General features: G+C 37.9%; 14 protein-coding genes and 1 tRNA gene. 8 read left to right on the top strand and 7 right to left on the bottom strand.

Annotated features, from left to right (window positions below; translation table 11 throughout):
• Positions 1-70 precede the first annotated feature (70 nt).
• The 7 genes from R2800_09235 to R2800_09205 all read left to right on the top strand — a co-directional run bounded on the left by R2800_09235 (position 71) and on the right by R2800_09205 (position 12053).
• On the top strand, positions 71-6031 hold the full coding sequence (locus R2800_09235) for a right-handed parallel beta-helix repeat-containing protein (protein MEZ5017222.1): 5961 nt from the start codon (positions 71-73) through the stop codon (positions 6029-6031).
• Between the two features lie 217 nt (positions 6032-6248).
• Positions 6249-7658 carry a sodium:solute symporter family protein gene (locus R2800_09230; protein ID MEZ5017221.1) on the top strand — a complete coding sequence of 470 codons (1410 nt, stop codon included), beginning with the start codon at positions 6249-6251 and terminating at the stop codon, positions 7656-7658.
• The gene (locus tag R2800_09225) at positions 7655-8098 is read left to right on the top strand and encodes a GNAT family N-acetyltransferase (GenBank protein ID MEZ5017220.1); all 444 of its coding nucleotides are present in this window, start codon (positions 7655-7657) and stop codon (positions 8096-8098) included. Before R2800_09230 ends, R2800_09225 begins: the two co-directional genes overlap by 4 nt.
• Before the next feature lie 2 nt (positions 8099-8100).
• Positions 8101-9192, top strand: coding sequence for an alanine/ornithine racemase family PLP-dependent enzyme (locus R2800_09220; GenBank protein ID MEZ5017219.1), 1092 nt, complete (start codon positions 8101-8103; stop codon positions 9190-9192).
• Positions 9179-10336, top strand: a complete 1158-nt coding sequence (locus R2800_09215; GenBank protein ID MEZ5017218.1) for an amidohydrolase — start codon at positions 9179-9181, stop codon at positions 10334-10336. Before R2800_09220 ends, R2800_09215 begins: the two co-directional genes overlap by 14 nt.
• A 2-nt stretch (positions 10337-10338) precedes the next feature.
• On the top strand, positions 10339-11502 hold the full coding sequence (gene alr, locus R2800_09210; GenBank protein ID MEZ5017217.1) for an alanine racemase: 1164 nt from the start codon (positions 10339-10341) through the stop codon (positions 11500-11502).
• Positions 11503-11654: 152 nt separating this feature from the next.
• Positions 11655-12053 carry a DUF4345 domain-containing protein gene (locus R2800_09205; GenBank protein ID MEZ5017216.1) on the top strand — a complete coding sequence of 133 codons (399 nt, stop codon included), beginning with the start codon at positions 11655-11657 and terminating at the stop codon, positions 12051-12053.
• A 42-nt stretch (positions 12054-12095) separates the two neighbouring features.
• Here the strand turns inward: R2800_09205 and R2800_09200 are convergent.
• The 3 genes from R2800_09200 to R2800_09190 form a co-directional block, all read right to left on the bottom strand.
• Positions 12096-12169: transfer RNA gene (locus tag R2800_09200), tRNA-Asn, on the bottom strand.
• A gap of 56 nt (positions 12170-12225) precedes the next feature.
• On the bottom strand, positions 12226-14172 hold the full coding sequence (locus tag R2800_09195) for a glycosyltransferase family 2 protein (protein MEZ5017215.1): 1947 nt from the start codon (positions 14170-14172) through the stop codon (positions 12226-12228).
• 112 nt (positions 14173-14284) lie between these two features.
• Entirely contained in the window at positions 14285-15280 is a 996-nt protein-coding gene (locus tag R2800_09190; GenBank protein ID MEZ5017214.1) for an SRPBCC family protein, read from the bottom strand.
• 135 nt (positions 15281-15415) lie between these two features.
• Here R2800_09190 and rlmN point away from each other — a divergent pair, with 135 nt between their 5' ends.
• On the top strand, positions 15416-16465 hold the full coding sequence (gene rlmN, locus R2800_09185; protein MEZ5017213.1) for a 23S rRNA (adenine(2503)-C(2))-methyltransferase RlmN: 1050 nt from the start codon (positions 15416-15418) through the stop codon (positions 16463-16465).
• 84 nt (positions 16466-16549) lie between these two features.
• Here the strand turns inward: rlmN and R2800_09180 are convergent, their stop codons facing one another.
• The 4 genes from R2800_09180 to hemW form a co-directional block, all read right to left on the bottom strand.
• Positions 16550-17551, bottom strand: coding sequence for a beta-ketoacyl-ACP synthase III (locus R2800_09180; GenBank protein MEZ5017212.1), 1002 nt, complete (start codon positions 17549-17551; stop codon positions 16550-16552).
• Positions 17552-17618: 67 nt separating this feature from the next.
• Positions 17619-18365, bottom strand: coding sequence for a 3-oxoacyl-[acyl-carrier-protein] reductase (gene fabG, locus R2800_09175; GenBank protein MEZ5017211.1), 747 nt, complete (start codon positions 18363-18365; stop codon positions 17619-17621).
• Positions 18366-18470: 105 nt separating this feature from the next.
• The gene (locus R2800_09170; protein MEZ5017210.1) at positions 18471-19268 is read right to left on the bottom strand and encodes a hypothetical protein; all 798 of its coding nucleotides are present in this window, start codon (positions 19266-19268) and stop codon (positions 18471-18473) included.
• A gap of 25 nt (positions 19269-19293) precedes the next feature.
• Complete coding sequence (gene hemW / locus R2800_09165; GenBank protein MEZ5017209.1) at positions 19294-20427, bottom strand: radical SAM family heme chaperone HemW; 1134 nt, start codon at positions 20425-20427, stop codon at positions 19294-19296.
• Positions 20428-20530 lie beyond the last annotated feature (103 nt).

Raw genomic sequence — 20530 nt, 5'->3', positions numbered from 1 at the left:
TGAGGTTTATATTTACTTAAAATATTAACAAAATACATGTTATTAAAGGTAAACGGTTAAAAATTTTATTATGAATAATCTCTACAAAACAGCTGCTTTTTATGTGCAGTTAGTGCTATTGATGGCACTATTCGGTACTGCTGTAGCACAACCATTAAATGGTAACTATACTATTTATGGTGCTGGAGCAAATTATGCAACATTAAGTGATGCCGCCAGCGCATTGAACTCACAAGGTGTTTCGGGACCTGTTGTGTTTAAGGTGCGTCCTGGTACATGGAGTAGTTCTAGTACTTCATCAGCAGTGTTGAACAGCATTACAGGTGCTAGTGCAACAAATACAATTACATTTGAAGCTGAAAATGGAAATGCTGCTACAACAACTATTACTAATACAAATACTAGTAGTAGTACAACAACTGGCAACTTTATTTTCCGTTTCAATAGTGCGAAGTATATCAAGGTTAGAAACCTAACACTTGATAAAACTAGTTCTAGTTATGGTACTGTGCTTAGATTTGAAGGCAGTGCTTCTAACAACTTAGTTGAAAACTGTGTTATTGAAGGTTCTACCAGTTCTTCTACTAGTACCAATATGGCACGTATCTATGGTTCTGGTTTAGGTAGTGCAGAGAATAACAAGATCAAAAACAATACGATCGACCGCGGTTCTATGGCAGTTTACTGGTATGGTAGCTCTAGCAGTAATTTAAGTGAGGATAACGAGTTTGAGGAGAATACAATAACTCAACCTTACTATTATGGATTCTATACTTACTATACTAAAAACTTAAAGATCAAGAATAACACTATTACACGTAGTGGTTCTGGTACTTTCTATGGTTTTTATACTTGGTATGCTGATGGTGCTTTTGAAATATCAGGTAATACTTTGACTTCTACTAGTGCAACAAGTACTAACTATCCAATGTATTTCTACTACTGCGATGGTACTTCTACAGAAAGAGGTAGCATAAGCAACAACAATATTACTGTATCAAGCTCTACTTCTATATACAACTATATCTACTATAGTAACTATTATTCTATCTCAGGTAATAAAATTGATTTAACTAGTAGTAGTACAATATATCCATTGTATAACTATAACTACAATAGTAGTACTGCTTTTGGATATGGTAAAGATTGCTATATAGAGAACAACGAGATCACAGCTACAACTAATAGTACCATTTATCTATATGGTCACTATTACTATCAGCAAAATCCTAAGTTCAATAACAACAAGATCACTTTTAATGGTGGTTCTGGTACTCAGTACATCTACGGTGGATATTACTACCAGTACAATATGGAGTTTAATGGTAACACTATTAAAATGGATGGTACTAGCGGCTCTAAATATTTATATGCTGGTTACTATTATTCTAGAAATAATTTCGAATTCTCTAACAATGATGTTGAGATAAATTCAACTACAGGTTCTATATATCACTATGTAGGATACTATCAAATAGATAACACTGGTTATGCTAAGTACAACAATAATAAAGTAAGATTAAAAACTACTTCGTCAGGTGGTTCTTACAACTACTTTGCTTATTACAATACTAGCGCAGAAATTACAGGTAATGATATAGAGTCTCGTTCTGGTACATCTACTGCTTATGGTATGTATGCTTACGGTTATTCAGGTGGTGCAGGTCCTTGGATAATAAAGAATAACAGAATAGTAGCAGAAAGTGGTGGTAGTGGTACCGTTTATGGTCTGTATAATTACTATGCAAATAATTTAGATCTTATAAACAACTCCATTTATGTTAAGTCTTCTGGTTTTAGATATGCGTACTTAGGTGGTTATAATAGTGGTGGGGCAAGAGTGTATAATAATACTATGCATACTGCTGGTGGTAACTCTAGTACTGCATATACATTATATATATACGAATCTTCAGGTTCACAATCTGCTTCTATTTACAACAATATGTTGTCTAGAGATGGAGGTAGTGGTTATTTGACTTATATGTACACTCCTACTTATTACGAGATGGACTATAATAACCTTTATGCTGATGGTGGTACAATGGTTTATTATGGTGGTACTGGTCAAAACTATACTACCATATCTGCTCTAAGAGCTGGTACTGGTCAGAATATGAACTCGCTTACCTATGCGCCTGCATATATGAATGTATCAAACGGAGATCTACGTCCTGATGCTACAAGCGCTAACTCTTGGTCTATGAATGGTCGTGGTGTTCAGTTTGCTAGTAATGGTACTGATATGTTAGGCAACCCTCGTGCAACAACAACTATTGATGGTGTTCCGGATTTGGGTGCTTATGAGTTTACGCCTACTTCTACGCCTCCAAGCTGTGTTGCTACACCTGCTACACCTACAGCAAGCTCTAGCCAAACATTTACATTTGGTGAAGATACTGTTGCGGTGTATCACTGGGGTACTACAGTGCCTTCTACTTTAGATATCAAACAATATACTGGTACTAACCCTCCAGGTATTTTGAGCATCAACCCAACACAAATGTTCTACTATTTTGATGCTACATCTACAGGTACTAGTACTGGTTTGAACTTTACACAAGATCTATATTATAAAGATGCTTGGATGGGTACAATAGCTTCAGAAGCTGCATTGCGTCTTGCTGAAAAACCAGGTGCAAGTGCTTGGAGTGGCTATGCGCCGTCTGTAAGTTCTTCAAACACTGCAAGAAACTTCATACATACTCCAAATGTTCCTAATGGTGTTTCTTTATTTACAGGTATAGACGTGAAAGATAATGCAGGTGCTGATGGTATCATCGATCCAACTCCTCCTTTCTGTCCTGGTACTTATACTGTGAAGATGAGAATCAAAAACAATGGTAATAATATTATTAACAAGGTTAAGATAGCATGGGAATTAAATGGTGTTGCACAGACTCCAATAGTGTACAACACGCCTATTAATATCAATGGTAGCGTACAAGGTAATGAAGCTATTATTCCATTGGGTAACATCACTTTTGGTAGCACAGGTGTGAATATCAAGGCTTGGACTTATGAGCCAAATGGTAATCAAGACCCTGTTCCTGGAGACGATACTTCAAATGTGAACTATAGAGCGGCATTGCAAGGTACATACACAGTTGGTGGTACTACGCCAAACTTTGCTACTCCTGTTGATGCTGTTGACGCGTTGAATTCTTTTGGTACATGTGGTAATGTTACTTTCAATATCCGCCCTGGTACTTATACAGGTCAGTTGGTTATTAACAACCCACAAACTGCTGGTACTCCTGGTAGAGTTACCTTCCAGTCTGAGAATGGTGTTGCATCAACTACAACTATCAATTACGGAACATCAAATAATGGTGTAATTGAATTGAGAGATGCAGATAATTTCACTTTCAAGAATCTAACAGTTACTACTACGTCTACGGGTCATTCTTTTGGCTTGCACGGCGGTTCTGATAGAGACTCGATCGTAGGTTGTGTGCTTAATGCTCCAAACGCTGGTAACACTTACAACTCTTGTATTTTTGCTTACAGTCAGTATACCAACTTTAATGGTGAAGATCTGGTAGTGAAAGGTAACGAGATCAACGGTGGTTACTATACTGTATGGATCTATAGCTCTAGTACTCCTATTAACAGGCCTGTTGTTGATAATAACACTATCAAGAATGCAGGCTATATGGGTGCATACCTTTACAGAACTAATGGTTTGGTGTTCACTAATAATACATTAGACAACTTTACTACTAATGGATACTATGGTGCTTACATCTACTATCCATACCAAAGCCCGAACATTAGCAACAACACTATTGAGAAAGACTACGGTTATGGTATGTTAGTTTACTATGCTGAAGGTTCTTCTTCTAATAGAGCTAAGATAATGAACAACGCTATTGCTATGACTACAGGTAGCACTGCATACTATGGTATGATGGTGTCTTACGGTCAGTATCAAGATATAGCAAACAACAGTGTGAACTTTACGAATAATAACACAACCGGTTATGCAGGTTATTTCTATTATTCAAGCAGCACTTATAATAACAATAATTTCTACAATAACGTGTTCTGTAACACAGGCGGTGGTCCTGCGTTGTTGTACTACAACTTAGCATCTAACAATAACATGGACTACAATAACATCTACGCTACAGGTTCTACCTTTGCTAGTTATAATGGTAGTACGGTTTCTTCTTTCTCTGCATGGAAATCTGCATCAAGTTCTGATAAGAACTCTATAACATACGATCCTGGTTTTACAAGCAGTACAGATTTGCGTCCTGATGCAACTAATCCTGCAAGCTGGTCTTTGAACGGACGTGCATTGCAAATTGCTGGTAATAATAAGGATAGGTTAGGTTCAGCAAGAATTGATGATGTTAAGAACGGTACTCCTGATATTGGTGCTTACGAATTTACACCAACTGTAGAGCCTCCGGTAGCTACAGCAGTTCCTGCTAGCGCTAACCCTGGAGATGTACAAGTGTTTACTTTTGGTGAGCAGCAAATAGCTCGTGTTAAGTGGGGTACACAACTTCCAATAACAGCGCCATTAGTTATCAGACAGTATAGTGGTGAAAAAGGTGCTGGTATTGCAGCAGCAGCAGCTCCTAAGGGTAGCATGTATTTCTACACTACTGTTCAAGCGCAAGGCACTAGTACGATTTATGATTTCGATCTAGACCTAAACTATATGGATATATGGATGGGTACTATTAGCAACGAAAGCGAGTTGAGACTTGCTCATAAGTTTAATAGCAACTATCAATGGATGCTTTTCAGTGGTACTTTGAGTAGCGTTAATACTGGTACTAATGTTATCAGTGGTACATCATTGATTCACTATGGTGCTTTCACCGGACTGGAGAATGGTAGTATTACATCTGCTTTCGTTCGTCCTTTGGGTAAAGCGGTAATATGTACTGGTAACAGTGTAACGCTAAGTGCTGAGCCAGTAGTTGCAGGAAATACTTACCAATGGTATAAGAATAATGTTATTCTTCCTAGTGCTACAAGCCAAACATATACTGCAAACCAAGCAGGTGACTATAGTGTAGTAATAACTAACGGTTCAAAATCAGTTGAAGCTGTTCCGTTAACAGTTAGTACTGTAGCTCCTCCAAATGCACTTGTATCAGCAAATGGCCCTCTTACTTACTGTATAGGTAATGGTTTAACATTGAGTGCAGGAAATGGTCAAGGTCTTAAATACCAATGGCAGTTAAATGGTGTTGATATTGCAGGTGCAACAAATAACACTTATCAACTAAATCAAGCAGGTAACTATACAGTTGTAGTAACAAACATTGGTTGCAGTACATCTTCACCAGTTACTCCGGTTACTAGTGGTCCGATCAAAGTTGATCTAGGTAATGATACTAGCTATTGTGAGAAGAAGAATGTATATCTAGTGCTTAATGCTGGTTATCCTGGTGCTAAGTATACTTGGAGCACAGGTGATACTACAAGACAAATAGCTGTTACTAAGAGCGGTAATTATACAGTTACTGTTAATGGAGGTCCTAACTGTATTGCAACAGACGATATTAATGTGAATATAGATCCGTTGCCAAGGTCTAATGGTATCTCTTACGTGAAAAATGGTAATGAGTATACCTTTAACCCAGCAGGTCCTGCAGGCGTAATTGGTTATCTATGGTTGTTCAGTGATGGTACAACTAGTACACAACAATATCCTAAGAAAACATTAAATGGAGAGTTGTATGTAAGATTAGTAATGTACAATCAGTGTGGTTCTGATACATCTCAATTAGGATTCCCACTAAATGTTGAAGGTGTGGCTAATAACTTTAGCGTAGACCTTTATCCAAACCCTGCGTCAAACAAGGTTACTGTTAAAGTACAAGGCGCAACAATGGAATCTGTACAAATATTGAATAGCGTAGGTATGGTTGTATATGGTAGCGAAGTAGGTAATGATGGTAAAGAGCACAGTGCAAATATTAGCGCTCTGCCAAACGGTCACTACACACTAAGAGCGGTTGTTGATAACGGATATATAATCAGTAAGCCATTCAACATACTACGATAAGATGCTTTATTACAAATATTGATTTAAACATGTATTTGTTAGGCAGCCATTCTTGGCTGCCTTTTTTTTGCTTATTATTAGCTTCTGTCATTTATGTTTATTTGCGATAGATACAGTCTATTAGTTGTATAGTGCCGACTAATTTGGTTTTCTATACATAATTGTGTACCCTTCAGGGATATCACAAAAGCTTTATTGTATCGAACAGTTACATTGGTTGGACATTACCATATTTGTCGTTTATTTCCTTTTACTACTAGGAATAGGGTTTTATTTCTTTAAAACAAATAAATCTGACGAGGATTATTATGTTGGGGGAAGAGGTATGTCGGCAGGGCATATTGGGCTTTCAGTAGTAGCTACAGATGTCGGTGGAGGTTTCTCTATTGGTCTTGGCGGTCTTGGTTTTACAATGGGGCTTGCAGGTAGCTGGATGCTGTTTACAGGCTTAATAGGTGCATGGTTAAGTGCAGTGTTGTTAATCCCTAAAGTATATCCAATAGCTAAAGAAAAGAAACTATTGAGCTTCCCGCAGGCAATTAAGCATTATTATAATAAAGAGGTTGCTATTGTTGCAGGTATTATTTCATTAATAGGGTATATAGGTTTTTCCAGTAGCCAAATTTTAGCAGGTGCTAAGTTAGCGTCAGCTACATTCCCGGCAACGATAAGTATTAATCAGGCAGTATTAATTATGGGTGTCATAGCTGTATTGTATACTGTGGTGGGTGGCATAAAAGCAGTTATTTATACAGATACTGTGCAGTGGATAGTCTTGATGATAGGGTTGGTAGGGATAGGTATTCCTTATGGGTACTATTATATCGGAGGATTTGAAGCGATACAAAAATATGTGAGTACGGATATGATGTCTTTAACCAACATCTCATTAGCAGATATTTTTAATTGGCTAATTACCATAGTGCCTATATGGTTTGTAGGTATGACATTGTATCAGCGTATTTATTCAGCAAAAGATGAAAAGACCGCAATAAAAGCATGGAAGATAGCAGGTTTGTTCGAGTGGCCTATTATGGCTTTTATGGGTGTGGTACTCGGTTTGTTTGCTAAAGTGGCTTTTTTGCAGGGTAGTTTTGCAGCATTAGGTTTTCCTGCAGATAGTATGTTGGATGCTGAAATGGGACTGCCTATGTTTTTGCGGAATATGTTGCCTGTTGGGTTGATGGGTTTAATGTTGTCAGCCTATTTTTCTGCAATAATGTCTACTGCCGATAGTTGTATTATGGCGGCTTCAGGAAACTTGATGACAGATATAGTCGGTTATTTTAAACCTAAGTTGTCTAACAATTTAGGGTTGTCTCAAGTGCTTACTTTAGGTATTGGTATCTTTGCTATTCTATTGGCTACTCAAATGCAAAGTGTACTAGAGTTAATGCTGTACTCTTATGCATTTATGGTTTCGGGTTTATTTGTGCCTGTTATAACTATGCTTTTTGTTAAAAAGCTGAAACCTGCTGCTGCTATTGTTTCAATGATTGGTGGAGGTTCTACCACTTTGGTGCTTATTTTATTACAAGTGCCATTGCCTTACGGGTTAGATGCCAATTTGTTCGGAATAGGAATATCTACAATATTATTTGTACTAGTAAATAAATACAGAAGATGAATATTACAAAGATTGACACAGAAACAGGAATGCATGAGAAATTTAGTAATGAAAAAATTGCCTCTTTTTTATTTGAGCATTTAGATCAATATGGAGATAAGATTGAAGATATTACTAAGTGTATAGAGTATACGCAAAAGAAACATGAGCAGAAAGGAGGCTTTGTACTAGTAGCTAGTGATGGGCAGGATAATATAAAAGGAGCTGTAGTTGTAAATGAAACAAATATGGGTGGGTACATACCTGAAAATATCCTTGTATACATTGCCGTGCATAGTGATACAAGAGGCACTGGTTTAGGTAAGCGACTTATGCAAGCTGCAATCGATAATTGTGTTGGAGATGTGGCCTTGCATGTAGAGAAGGATAACCCTGCAAAATTCCTTTATGAAAAAATTGGGTTTACAAATCCATACTTAGAAATGAGGTATAAAAAATAACCATGGCGTATATTACACTAAATAGAAAGTCGCTTGAGCATAATTATAGGTATCTACAAGGTTTGTTTAAAGAGCACCATATAGAATGGGCGCCTGTGCTTAAGTTGCTTTGTGGTAATAGAAAGTATCTAGAGTTTGTTTTGTCGTTAGGGGATGAACAGGTTTGCGATGCAAGATTGTCTAATCTTAAAACGATCAAATCAATAGCTCCTAATAAAGAAACGATATACATAAAACCTCCTGCAAAGCGTAGTATAGCTAATGTTGTGAAATATGCTGATGTTAGCTTTAATACAGAAATTACTACTATTAAATGGTTGTCGGAAGAAGCGGTAAAGCAAAATAAAGTACACCGTATCATCATCATGATAGAGTTAGGTGATTTGCGAGAAGGGATAATGGGGGAGGATCTAATTAGTTTTTACAGACAAATATTTGAGCTGCCTAATATAGAAGTGGCAGGAATAGGTGCGAACCTAAACTGCCTAAGTGGAGTAATGCCAAGTAAGGATAAGCTAATTCAGTTAAGTCTTTATGAGCAATTGATAGAAGCAAAATTTGATAGGAAAATAAGAGGTGTTACAGGAGGTTCATCGGTAATGATCCCTCTTTTGCTAACCAAGCAAGTACCAAAGGGCATCAATCATTTTAGGGTTGGGGAAACTTTATTTTATGGCAATAACCTATTTACAAACGAAATAATACCTAAAATGAAATCTGACATCTTTAGACTTCATGCAGAAGTTGTAGAGATAACAGAGAAGCCAGTAGTGCCTTTTGGAGAACTGGATAGCAACCCTTCGGGAGAAACATTTGAAGTAAATGAAGAGGATTATGGAAAGACTCATAAAAGAGCAATACTGGATATGGGATTGTTAGATGTGTCTCATGTTGACTTTTTACATGCTATGGACGAAGGTATTGTGATATTAGGTGGTAGCTCTGATATGCTTGTAGTGGATATTGAAAATGCAATAAATGATTATAAAATAGGAGATCTGATTTCATTTAAAATGGACTACATGGGTGCTCTTAGGTTAATGAACTCATCATACATCGAAAAGAGATTTTTTGATGAGCATGAGAAAAAATAAATCTCAAGAAAAAATAATGGAAGATCTAATAGCAATACGTAGACATTTGCACCAACATCCTGAGTTGTCTAAACAGGAAAGTAAAACACAAGAGTTTGTCCTAGGTCTGTTAGGAAAGCTAAATGTAGATAGTGTAGAAAAAGTAGCTAATACAGGAATTGTAGTGTTCTTTAAGGGTAAGGCGGAAGGTAAAAACCTTTTGTTTCGTGGAGATATGGATGCTTTGCCTATACAAGAGTTCAATGATTTTGAATATAGATCCTCTAGTGAAAATGTGTCGCATAAATGCGGGCATGATGGCCACACTACTATTATGTATGGTCTTGCAAAGCAATATGCTATAGAGCGACCTGAAAAGGGAGATGTCTGTATTGTTTTTCAGCCGGCTGAAGAGATAGGTTGGGGTGCTGTAGAAATAGTAAAAACAGGATTGCTCGATAAGCATTCTATAGATAATGTGGTCTCGCTTCATAATGTGCCTGGCTATGTACTACATGATATTGTGTGTAGGGAAGGTAGTTTTACGCCAGCTGTCACAACATTGATAGCCAGCTTTATTGGGTATACTTCTCACGCTGCAGAGCCTTGGAATGGTCGTAATCCAGCAGCTGCAATGAGCAAATATATGCTTGAAGCACTCAAGTATAATGAGGAGCAAAAAAAGACCCACGAGTTTGTAACAATAACGCCGGTATATACAGAAATGGGGGCACTTGCCTATGGGACATCTGCAGGAGAAGGGTCTGTCCATTTAACAATCAGGGCAGACAGTACTGAAAAGCTAGAGCGAATACTTGCAGCAATACAAGAGCAAGGTTTTGCTATAGCTAAGGGTGAAGGTTTGCAAATAAAGTTTAAAGAAGAAGAACGTTTTGAATCAAATAAAAATGCCCAAGATGTTGTAGCTCTTATTAAAGCATCAGCAAATCATTTAGGGCTTAATTATGTAGAGAAAGATGAACCTTTTAGATGGGGTGAAGATTTTGGGATATATACACAAAAGGTAGAAGGTGCTATGTTTGGTATTGGGTCAGGGCTAGATTGCAAGCCATTACATCATCCCGCTTACGACTTTCCCGATGAGATAATAACAACAGCGATCAATATGTTTATTACCCTTCAAAAAGAAGCACAAAAGAAATAAGAATGACAGAGATATCTCTAGATAAGTCAGCTATAAAAAACAACTGGGATTTTCTACAATCTTATTTCCCTCGCCAAGTAAAAATAAGTGCAGTTGTGAAAGGTAATGCTTACGGGCATGGTATAGAAACATATGTGCCTTTTGCTGAAGAGTGTGGTGTTTCGCATTTCTCTGTTTTCGATGCAGAAGAAGCATATAAAGTGCATAGAGTAGCAAAAAAGAGTACCGCTATAATGATTATGGGGGCAATGGCTGACGAGGACATAAGCTGGGCAGTAGCTAATGATGTAGAATTTTATGTTTTCGAAAAAAGCAGATTGCTAAAGGCAATCAACGAAGCTGAGCGACAGGGTAAGAGGGCTATAGTTCATATAGAGGTAGAGACAGGGATGTACCGTACTGGTTTTGAGGAAAAGGATATGGATATGGTTATTAGTACCCTTGAAAAGAATAAAGACTTTTTGACTTTTAGAGGGTTATGTATGCATTTTGCAGGTGCTGAGCATATTAGTAACTATGTGAGATTAAGAAAGCAAAAAGCCGCGTTTAGAAAAGTATTAAAACAGTTTAAAGCATCGGGTGTTGAACCTGAAATAATACATACTTGTTGTTCTGCCGCTTCATTGCGTCTTCCGGAGATGCACTATGATATGGTGCGTATTGGTATCATGCAATATGGCTTTTGGCCAAGTCAGGAATTAAAAGTGGAATACTTGACCAAGAAAGAGTTTGAGGATGGTGATGTTGTATCATCTCCACTGCATAGAGTGATTAACTGGACAAGTAATGTAATGAGCACAAAAATAGTACCTAAGGGGGCTTATATAGGTTATGGATACTCCTTTCTTGCCAAGAGAAATATGGAAATAGCAACAATCCCTGTTGGGTATTCGCATGGCTTTAGTAGGGGGTTAAGTAATTCAGGTATTGTATTGCTAAAAGGGCAATTGTTACCAGTTGTCGGTATTGTGAATATGAATTGTATTGTTGTAGATATTACAGATGTTCCTGGTGTTTCAATAGGTGATAAAGTTATATTGATAGGGGAGGAAAATAATAAGGAAATAAGTGTAGCCTCTTTCGGAGAGATGATCAATGAGCTGAATTATGAACTGCTAACAAGATTGCCCAATGAGATAAAAAGAAAGTTAGTAGAAAGCATATAAATGTTTTGTATAGTAATAAGTTGGTATTACGAACAGGTTTCAAAATAATACCTTTCAAACAAATAGTAATTCTTTTCAAACAAATAATATAGCCATATCAACCCCACATTTGCATTCATTAATAACTAAAACTTATTTAAAACTAAATGCAAATGAATAGTAACAAATTAACAAGCCTGTTTTTGGTGATCGCTGGTCTAATAGGCTTAGCTGTAGGTGTTGGTCTGACATTTTTTCCAGTGTCAATGCAAGCCCAATACGATATTATAATGCAGGGTAATGTAAGCCAGCTTAGCGAGATAAGAGCCCCAGGCTTGTCTATTTTATCCATTAGTGTCATTATATTAATTGGTGCTTTTAGAGTTCGTTGGAGGTATATAGCATTACTCTTATCGGCTCTTGTGTTCCTTTCTTATGGTGTTGGACGATTATTAAGTTTAGCATTAGATGGAATCCCTGCTCAGGGTTTGATGGTTGCCATGCTAGTAGAACTAATTATTGGTCTGTTAGCACTATTGGCATTGAGGAAAGTAAAGGTAAATATAGATTAATACAAAAGGAAAAGGGCTATACATCAGTATAGCCCTTTTAAGCTCCTCTTGTTGGACTCGAACCAACGACCCTCTGATTAACAGTCAGATGCTCTAACCAGCTGAGCTAAAGAGGAATGTTGTTGCTGGGAGTGCAAAAATAAACACTTTATTAAAATTGCAAAACATTTTTTTAGAAACCTCCCATATATTTATAGTTCTTAAGTATTAAGCCAATGTCTGCGCTAGGGGTGTATTGTTGGGCATAGGTGTTGTTCAGTTTATCGATAAGGTCTTCATCTGGCTTAAAGTCTGTCAATATATTGTATGGTGGTAGTATTCCTTCCCTTAAAGAGGGTAAATATTCGTTAATAGGGTCTGTGTAGCCCACCCAAGTATTTTTTCCTGTTAAGACAAGTATGCAGTTACTTAAGTAATTAAATGGTCGTTTAACCATGAATATAAAAATGGGGCTGATAAGTAACATGATAATTGACACGAGTACGTCTAAAATGCGCTTATTCCTTTGTTGGGCAAAACGTGCCAAATTGTAAGTGCGGTCTATAGTATATAAGTCTCCTGCTGTATGGCTAGAGTTGCTTCCTACAAAGCTTTGGCTGCCAGGGATATGTATTTTATAATCGTTGTCGGCTCCGCAAAGCTCCATCTGTTTTAAGATTTGGCTATAGCTAAGCCCATTTACACAAAAGATCACTTCGTTGATACTTGCAGTATATATGAAAGCCTTCATGTCTTGGAGTGATGCCAAAGCATTATTTTTATCATCAGTAGGGGAGATGCGACCCGAAACCTCTGGAGCGTAGTGCACTTTTTGTAAAGTGTCCGTTGTGTTTTTATAAGCCTCATTAGCTCCTACTATTACGGCTTTGCTAGGTAGTTTGTCGTATGGAATGAACTTGATAATACCTAGTCTGTAAAAAAGCTCATGTAAGCCAAGCATGGCCACTGTGCCTATAAATCCGCTAAGTATTATGATAGCTCTGGAATAACGTAAGCCAGGTTGTAGCATACCGTAGTAGGCCAAAATAAGCACGGTGCCTATTACCATGCCTCTTATAACTCTAGTCGCTCGGTAGGACTGGTCGTAGGCGCCATTCATATACAAGCTGAAGAGCCATAGTAGAATATAAACAGGGAAGGTTGCAAGGACAGAGCTCAGAGGAATTGGCTGAATGCTTTTTACCTGTTCTACCCAAAAGTCTTTCATGAACCAAAGTGTTCCTAGTAGTATCAATGCATCGAACAGCGGCATTCTTAATACCTTAAGCACTTGTTTTGCCGCTCCCAGTATTGCCCTGAGGATGATGCCTACATTGATAAATAGGATGAATAAACGAGCACTTTGTTTGCTATAGTGCTTTTTTACAAAAAGAGAAAGCGCTTCATTAAATATCCTTACATAAGACAACGTCGCTTTTCTGGTACTTTCTCCTTTATAATGTATTATAGTTGTTTCTGGGTAGTATATGTTCTTATGCCCAGACTGTTGTATTCTGTAAGAAAGGTCTACATCTTCGCAATACATGAAATAATCTTCATCAAATGCACCTCCGATCTCTTTTAAAAGAGATCGTCTTACCATCATACAGCAACCCGATAGTACGTCTACCGCCGCGGTTTCATTATCACCTATATGTACTGCATAATATTTGTTGAAATAGGGCGATTTCTTGAATAGCTTATTAATGCCGGTAGTCTTAAATATAGCTACCGATAAAGAAGGGAAAGATTTTTTCCCGTCTGGTGCAAATTGGCCTTTCCCATCTATTATCCTTGGTCCTATGGCGCCAGCATCAGGATGGGTGTCCATATAGCTAGTAAGCTTTTCTAAAAAATCTTCAGGCATTACGGTGTCAGGGTTGAGGAAGAGGATATACTCTCCTTTGGCAATGGCTACCCCCTGATTGTTAGCTTTAGAAAAGCCTTTGTTGTCCTTGTTCTCAATAAGTACCACTTCGGGGTACTTGTCCTTCACCATCTTACAACTATCGTCATAAGAGTCGTTATCCACCACAATTATTTCAGCATCCAGCTTTGCACAAGCTCTTGATACTGAGTGTAAACATACTTCTAAAAAGTATTTTACGTTGTAGTTGACTATAATGACAGATACCTTCATGCAGGCAAGGAAATTTGCAGTTGAGTCTGCGAATATAAGTTTAGGAACCTTAATAACGAAAAAGCAGCAGATACATTGTGTATCTGCTGCTTAAAAGTATTAATAATATCATCTACTTAGTTAGATAGTAGATGTTTGTTACAAATTTGTTCGAGTCTGTTTCTTGCTCAGGGCTTACTACATATTCTTCAATTACAACATTAAGCTCTTTGCCACTCTTTCCAAGATGTTCGCCTAGCGCCATATGAGCATTGTAAGAACCTGAATAGCCTCCTTGGTACTTGATCATATAAGCTTGAGATTCAGGTATACGTGCCATGTCTACGCCTTTTATGTCGTCTCCATCAGTTACTGCAAATGTAGGTGCCATATCAGCTTGTCCGTTTTCTTCATCCCACTTGTAGTAGATAGCTCCAGCAGGTTTAGTCTTGTCTATTCTATCTCCCGCTGCGCCATATATCTTGCCATAAGATTCTTGAAAATAGTTCTGCATGTCAGCAAATTTAACCGTGCCCCTTACTGATGCATAAGTAGTAGCAGGGAAGGTTGTAGTTTGAATGTTGAATGCAGACGCTTTGCCGCTTTCTACATATTCTTTTAGGTAACCAAGGCCTTCATCAAAGCTGGCTTCTAGCATGCTTTTCATACCCATTAATGATGACATGCCTCTCATGAAGAAGCTTTGAGTAGTATGGTAGCCCCATATAGCAGTAACATTTCCATCGTCGCCCTCTACTTTTAAGTAACCGTCAGCTGTGGCATCAAATGGCTCAATGAAGTGCATGTCATAGCTCATCATATTGCCAGATACATTATTGTTAGTAATGCTTCCTTTGCCAGATTTTTCACCTGTCCATGTATATACACTACCTACTTCTCCATCGGTACCATCTACAGTATACGTCATTGTAGAATCCATAGCTTTCCACGGGCTCCAGTTTGTCCAGTTGTCAAATTTTACCATTTGGTTCCAAACAGCTTGTTTTGAACCATTTATGGTTGTAGAACGTTCAATGTTAACGTCTTTTTCTCCTGTTACACATAGTATTAAAAAGCCCACTATCAATATAACCAGAAGAATACCAATAAAGCGTAAAAACTTTTTCATAGTCGATTTATTTTAATTTGTACCAAAAGTATGAAAATAATTCAGTTGAAGGTATAGACCGTCTATTATTCTAAGATTAATAGTGTTGGATTTAAGTATTGTTATACTTCTGTATTAGTAATGTACCTTTGCAGAATGAAAAATATCAGGCATTATAGTTTAGAGGATTTGACCGACTTGATGAAAGAGTTGGGAGAACCTGGTTTTAGAGCCAAGCAGATATATGAATGGGTGTGGGATAAGCATGTGCATGATATAGAGGGAATGACCAACTTGTCTAAAGAGTTAAGAGCTAAGCTCTCAGAGAAATTTAATATACCTAAAGTTTCTGTAGATCATAGTCAATTTAGTAGCGACGGTACTATTAAAAACCGATTGCAACTGGATGATAAGTATTATATAGAGAGTGTATTGATACCCACAGAAAAAAGAATGACAGTATGCGTGTCCTCTCAAGTGGGTTGTTCCTTGTCTTGTAAGTTTTGTGCCACAGGTTTTTTGGCACGTAAGAGAAATCTTAATTATGACGAGATAGTAGATCAGGTAACGCTTGCCAATGAGCAATCATTAGAGAACTATGGGAGAAAGCTGACCAATATTGTGTTTATGGGTATGGGAGAGCCTTTGCTGAATTATAAAAATATGCTTAAGGCCGTAGAGCGTATTAGCTCGCCCGACGGTTTGGGGATGAGTCCTAGAAGAATAACAGTATCTACTGCGGGTATTGCAAAGATGATACGCCAGCTGGGAGACGATGAGGTTCGTTTTAAATTGGCCTTATCGCTACATGCTGCCAATGATTTCAAGAGAAATGAGATCATGCCTATCAACGAAAGCAATAATCTTAAGGAGTTGATAGATGCACTGAATTACTTCTATCAAAAAACCAAGAATGAAATAACCTTTGAGTATATCCTGTTCAAAGACTTTAATGATGATATAAGCGATGCGGACGAATTGGTAAAAATTTACCGTCAGGTGCCTGCAGATCTTGTAAATATTATTGAGTATAATCCTATTGATAAAGCGGACTTTGAAAAACCGGACGAAGCGAAAGTAGATGAGTTTATGCGCTATCTAGAAAGTAAGAAGGTTAATGCAAGGTTGCGTAGGAGTAGAGGTAAGGATATAGACGCAGCTTGCGGACAGTTAGCTAATGTTGATCATAAAGGGAATTTGACTTAGTGGCTTTACAAACGATTCTTAGAAATAATAAAACAGCCGGTAAGTAATACTTACCGGCTGTTTTATTTATAAGTGTTATGAGGTTTACTTTTTACCATCGTAGGCCCACTTAATATATGTAGCGCCCCATGTAAAGCCACCACCAAAAGCAGCTAATACGATGTTGTCACCTTTTTTAAGTTGGTCTTCCCACTCCCAAAGGCAAAGTGGTAATGTGCCATTAGTAGTGTTACCATACTTCTGTATGTTGATCATTACTTTCTCTTCAGGAAGACCCATACGCTCTCTAGTTGCATCTATTATGCGCTTGTTAGCTTGGTGTGGTACTAGCCAAGAAACATCTTCAGAGCTTAGGTTGTTACGTTCCATTATTTCGGCAGCAACATCAGCCATGTTCTTTACAGCAAACTTAAATACTGTTTTACCTTCTTGGTATACAAAGTGTTCTTTGTTCTGTACCGTTTCTATAGTTGCAGGCCTTACCGAACCACCTGCTTTTTGGTGCAAATAAGCTCTGCCACTACCGTCGCTCTTTAATACTGAGTCCATTATACCATAATCTTCTTCAGTAGGCTCTAGGAGTACAGCGCCCCCTCCATCTCCAAATATGATACAAGTTGTACGGTCTTCATAGTTAAGTATAGAACTCATTTTATCTACACCTATAACAATTACCTTCTTGTATTTTCCTGTTTGTATAAACTGAGCACCTGTAGTAAGTGCGTAAAGAAAACCACTACAAGCAGCATTGATATCATAGCCAAATGCATTGACCATGCCTGCTTTGTCTGATACAATATTGGCAGTTGCAGGGAAAACCATATCAGGAGTAGTACTAGCACAGATCACTAGGTCTATCTCTTCTGGTTTAACGCCTGTTTTGCGGAATATTTCTTTTACAGCTTCGACGGCAATGTCAGATGAGCCTTTGCCCTCGCCTTTAAGTATGCGGCGTTCCTTTATGCCTGTTCTTGTCGTTATCCACTCGTCGGTAGTGTCAATTATAGTTTCTAACTCTTTGTTAGTTAGAATGTAGTCAGGAACGTATCCGCCAACTGCTGTTATTGCAGCGTTTATCTTCTGCATTTATTCTTATTTGATAGCAAAATTACAGCTTTAATCTTAAAGCTTTCTATATATTGCTATAGTTAAATTACATATTCATTCCTCCACAAGCACTTAGTACTTGGCCTGTAACGTAGCCGCTCATGTCAGAAGCTAAGAATAGCGCAACATTGGCAATCTCTTCAGGCTTCCCAAAGCGTTGTAAAGGTATTTTTTCAAACCAAGCATCCGCACCACCATCTTTCAGGTAGTGTGTCATGTCTGTTTCAATAAATCCTGGGGCAATTGCATTGCAACGTATATTCCTGCTGCCAATTTCAGCTGCAATTGATTTGGTAAAACCAATGATACCGGCCTTGGAAGCAGCATAGCTACTTTGACCTGCATTACCCTTCATGCCCACTATAGAGCTCATGTTGATGATGCTGCCTGAGCGAGCTTTCATCATAGGCCTTATTACTTGCTTCGTAAGGTTGAAAACAGATTTTAAGTTGGCCTGCATTACGTCGTCCCACTGCTCAGGGGTCATACGTAGCAATAAGTTGTCTTTAGAGATGCCTGCGTTGTTAACGCAAATATCAATAGCGCCAAAGTCTTCTTGTACACTTTTGGCTAATGTTTCTGCAGCAATATAATCGCCTGCGTCAGACTTATAAGCTTTTGCTTTTACGCCTAATCCAGCCAATTTTTCTTCAAGTGCTTTAGCTTTCTCGTCAGATGATAAGTATGTAAAGGCTATGTTAGCGCCATGCTCGGCAAATTTTATAGCTATCGCCTCACCGATGCCTCTACTAGCACCAGTTACTAATGCTACTTTATTTTCAAGAAGTTTCATTGATTTACTATTTACGCCTCTAAAATAGTGATTGCATTATAGAAAAGCACATTGATTTTTTTTTAATGAGCAATCTATTATGTTGTATTTGGGTAAATATGGCAATTATTTCTCTACAGACTGCTCTGTAAGTTCCATTTTTAGTTGGGCTATTTCTTTCTCTAAGGTGTTTTCAGCTAGTGCACCTACTCTCCAGCTAGAGTTGTCAGTATAGTAATTATTGCCAAAGTATTTCAGGCATATGTCAGAGTATTTTTGCCTTTGTACATTGGTTAGCCTTTTGCCATGAACGAAAAAGCCCTTGCGGCTAAAATCTAGGTTTAAAGCTTTATCTAGTGGTGCAAGCCTATCCTTTGCCAGTTCTCGATATATACGTAAATAGCCTTCATCTTTATAATAGTAATAGCCAAGCATTTTTAGCTCTAGAAAAGATTCGTTTCTAAAGGAGGAGTAGGGGTTAAGGATGTCTTCTTTAGTGATGGTGTTGTGGAAACTGAAGCTACCTGTGTGCCCTTCATAGCGCTTTTTAGTCATGCCAGTTGCTGTAAGAAATCTTTCAAACTTGGCTACATATGCTTTTTGAACATCTACAGGTAGGTTTAGGGCAAACTTGGCATCTTTAAACGGAGGGGCTGATAGTTTGATGTTGATATTATAATCAAAAGAATCAGTAAGGCTGAGGTAGCCATCAGCAATTAGGTCAACGATAATATATTTAGGATTCGACCCCTCAAACATTTCTCTGCTAGCCGTCACCAATTCGTTTTTGTCTATAGGACAAATTTTAGGCTCTTTATTGATGTTGTTATCAAATTGTCTTACAATGAAAATGCTTTGAGCATTAGTTGTAAGTGAAATGATGCTAAAAAGGCTAAGGATAAAGATGCGGATAAGGGTTTGCATAAGTTGCTGTTTGGTTTTACTAAAGTTATAGAAAAAATAGTTCGCTGGCTATATGGTCTGCGATCAGTTTCCCCTTATTAGTAAGTGTAAGTGTATTGTTAGCATTGTGCAGTAAATAACCATCTTCTTTATAGCGCACACTATTTTTCATTATCTCATTACAGTAGTCACTGCCCCATTGTGTTGCTGTTTTTTCTAAGTCAATACCCCATTTCGTACGCAGCGCCGTCATGATGTATTCGTTTATTTGTTGTGTTTTAGAGAGTATTTCTTCTTCATAATTCAGTTTCCCCTCTCCCGAAATGTTTTTGATGTAAAGAGCATTGTTTGCAATGTTCCATCTTCTACTTTTGCCATCAAAAGAGTGTGCCGAAGGGCCTATACCTAAATAATGCTTGCCATGCCAATAATTAGTATTGTGAATGGCGTAATGGTTGGGTAATGAAAGGTTGGATATCTCATAGTGCTCATAGCCCATAGCTTCTGCTTCTTGCATCAAGATTGTTAGCTGGTCTGCTGCTTGTGAGAGGTCTACAGCGCGGGCTGCTTTCTTATTAATATTATGGTGTAGTGCTGTTCCTTCTTCAACCGTTAGGGCATAAGAGGAAAAGTGAGGGATGCTAAGCTCTTTTATTTTAGCCAAATTTTTCCTCCAGTCTGTATCTGTAAGTCCCGGTGTTCCGTATATAAGGTCGATAGTTAGGTTGGTAAACTCATTGTCTTGAGCTGCTTTTATGCAATAGTCAGCTTCTTGAGCATTATGAGCACGTTGCATATATGTCAGATCTCTATCGTAGAAAGATTGCACCCCAATGCTCAGCCTGTTTACGGGAGTGTTTTTTAGTTGTTTTAAATAGGTGGTTGATAGATCGTCAGGGTTTGCTTCAAGGGTACACTCTTTTAAGCTACTCAGTTCGTAGTGCTTGCTAATTGTTTCAATCAGTTGGTTGATTTCCTCTGCATGGAGCAGTGATGGTGTGCCTCCACCAAAATATATGGTCTCGATCTGTTGCCCATTAAGATAACTGCTTTGTAAGGCGACTTCTTTATGTAACGCACTAAGCAGTTCTGCTTTTAGATTGAGAGAGGTAGAGAAGTGAAAATTGCAATACACACAGGCTTGTTTGCAAAAGGGTATGTGTAAGTATATACCAGCCATATATTTGTTGTCAAGTTAGACAAAGGTAGTAGCTTTTCCTTATCTATATGGGGTTGTGTAGCAGTTGTACAGCTATTTTATTTATATTAGTGGGATTACTTTT

Source organism: Flavipsychrobacter sp., assembly GCA_041392855.1.
Lineage (GTDB): Bacteria > Bacteroidota > Bacteroidia > Chitinophagales > Chitinophagaceae > UBA5543.
Note: the sequence above shows the minus strand (reverse complement) of the source record. Positions and strands in the feature narration are given on the sequence as shown.

What these genes read in the sequence shown, in the direction of transcription:
- R2800_09235 (MEZ5017222.1), top strand. Translation starts at nt 71, where the DNA reads ATGAATAATCTCTACAAAACAGCTGCTTTTTATGTGCAGTTAGTGCTA.
- R2800_09225 (MEZ5017220.1), top strand. Translation starts at nt 7,655, where the DNA reads ATGAATATTACAAAGATTGACACAGAAACAGGAATGCATGAGAAATTT.
- R2800_09220 (MEZ5017219.1), top strand. Translation starts at nt 8,101, where the DNA reads ATGGCGTATATTACACTAAATAGAAAGTCGCTTGAGCATAATTATAGG.
- R2800_09215 (MEZ5017218.1), top strand. Translation starts at nt 9,179, where the DNA reads ATGAGAAAAAATAAATCTCAAGAAAAAATAATGGAAGATCTAATAGCA.
- alr (MEZ5017217.1), top strand. Translation starts at nt 10,339, where the DNA reads ATGACAGAGATATCTCTAGATAAGTCAGCTATAAAAAACAACTGGGAT.
- R2800_09205 (MEZ5017216.1), top strand. Translation starts at nt 11,655, where the DNA reads ATGAATAGTAACAAATTAACAAGCCTGTTTTTGGTGATCGCTGGTCTA.
- R2800_09195 (MEZ5017215.1), bottom strand. Translation starts at nt 14,172, where the DNA reads ATGAAGGTATCTGTCATTATAGTCAACTACAACGTAAAATACTTTTTA.
- R2800_09190 (MEZ5017214.1), bottom strand. Translation starts at nt 15,280, where the DNA reads ATGAAAAAGTTTTTACGCTTTATTGGTATTCTTCTGGTTATATTGATA.
- rlmN (MEZ5017213.1), top strand. Translation starts at nt 15,416, where the DNA reads ATGAAAAATATCAGGCATTATAGTTTAGAGGATTTGACCGACTTGATG.
- R2800_09180 (MEZ5017212.1), bottom strand. Translation starts at nt 17,551, where the DNA reads ATGCAGAAGATAAACGCTGCAATAACAGCAGTTGGCGGATACGTTCCT.
- fabG (MEZ5017211.1), bottom strand. Translation starts at nt 18,365, where the DNA reads ATGAAACTTCTTGAAAATAAAGTAGCATTAGTAACTGGTGCTAGTAGA.
- R2800_09170 (MEZ5017210.1), bottom strand. Translation starts at nt 19,268, where the DNA reads ATGCAAACCCTTATCCGCATCTTTATCCTTAGCCTTTTTAGCATCATT.
- hemW (MEZ5017209.1), bottom strand. Translation starts at nt 20,427, where the DNA reads ATGGCTGGTATATACTTACACATACCCTTTTGCAAACAAGCCTGTGTG.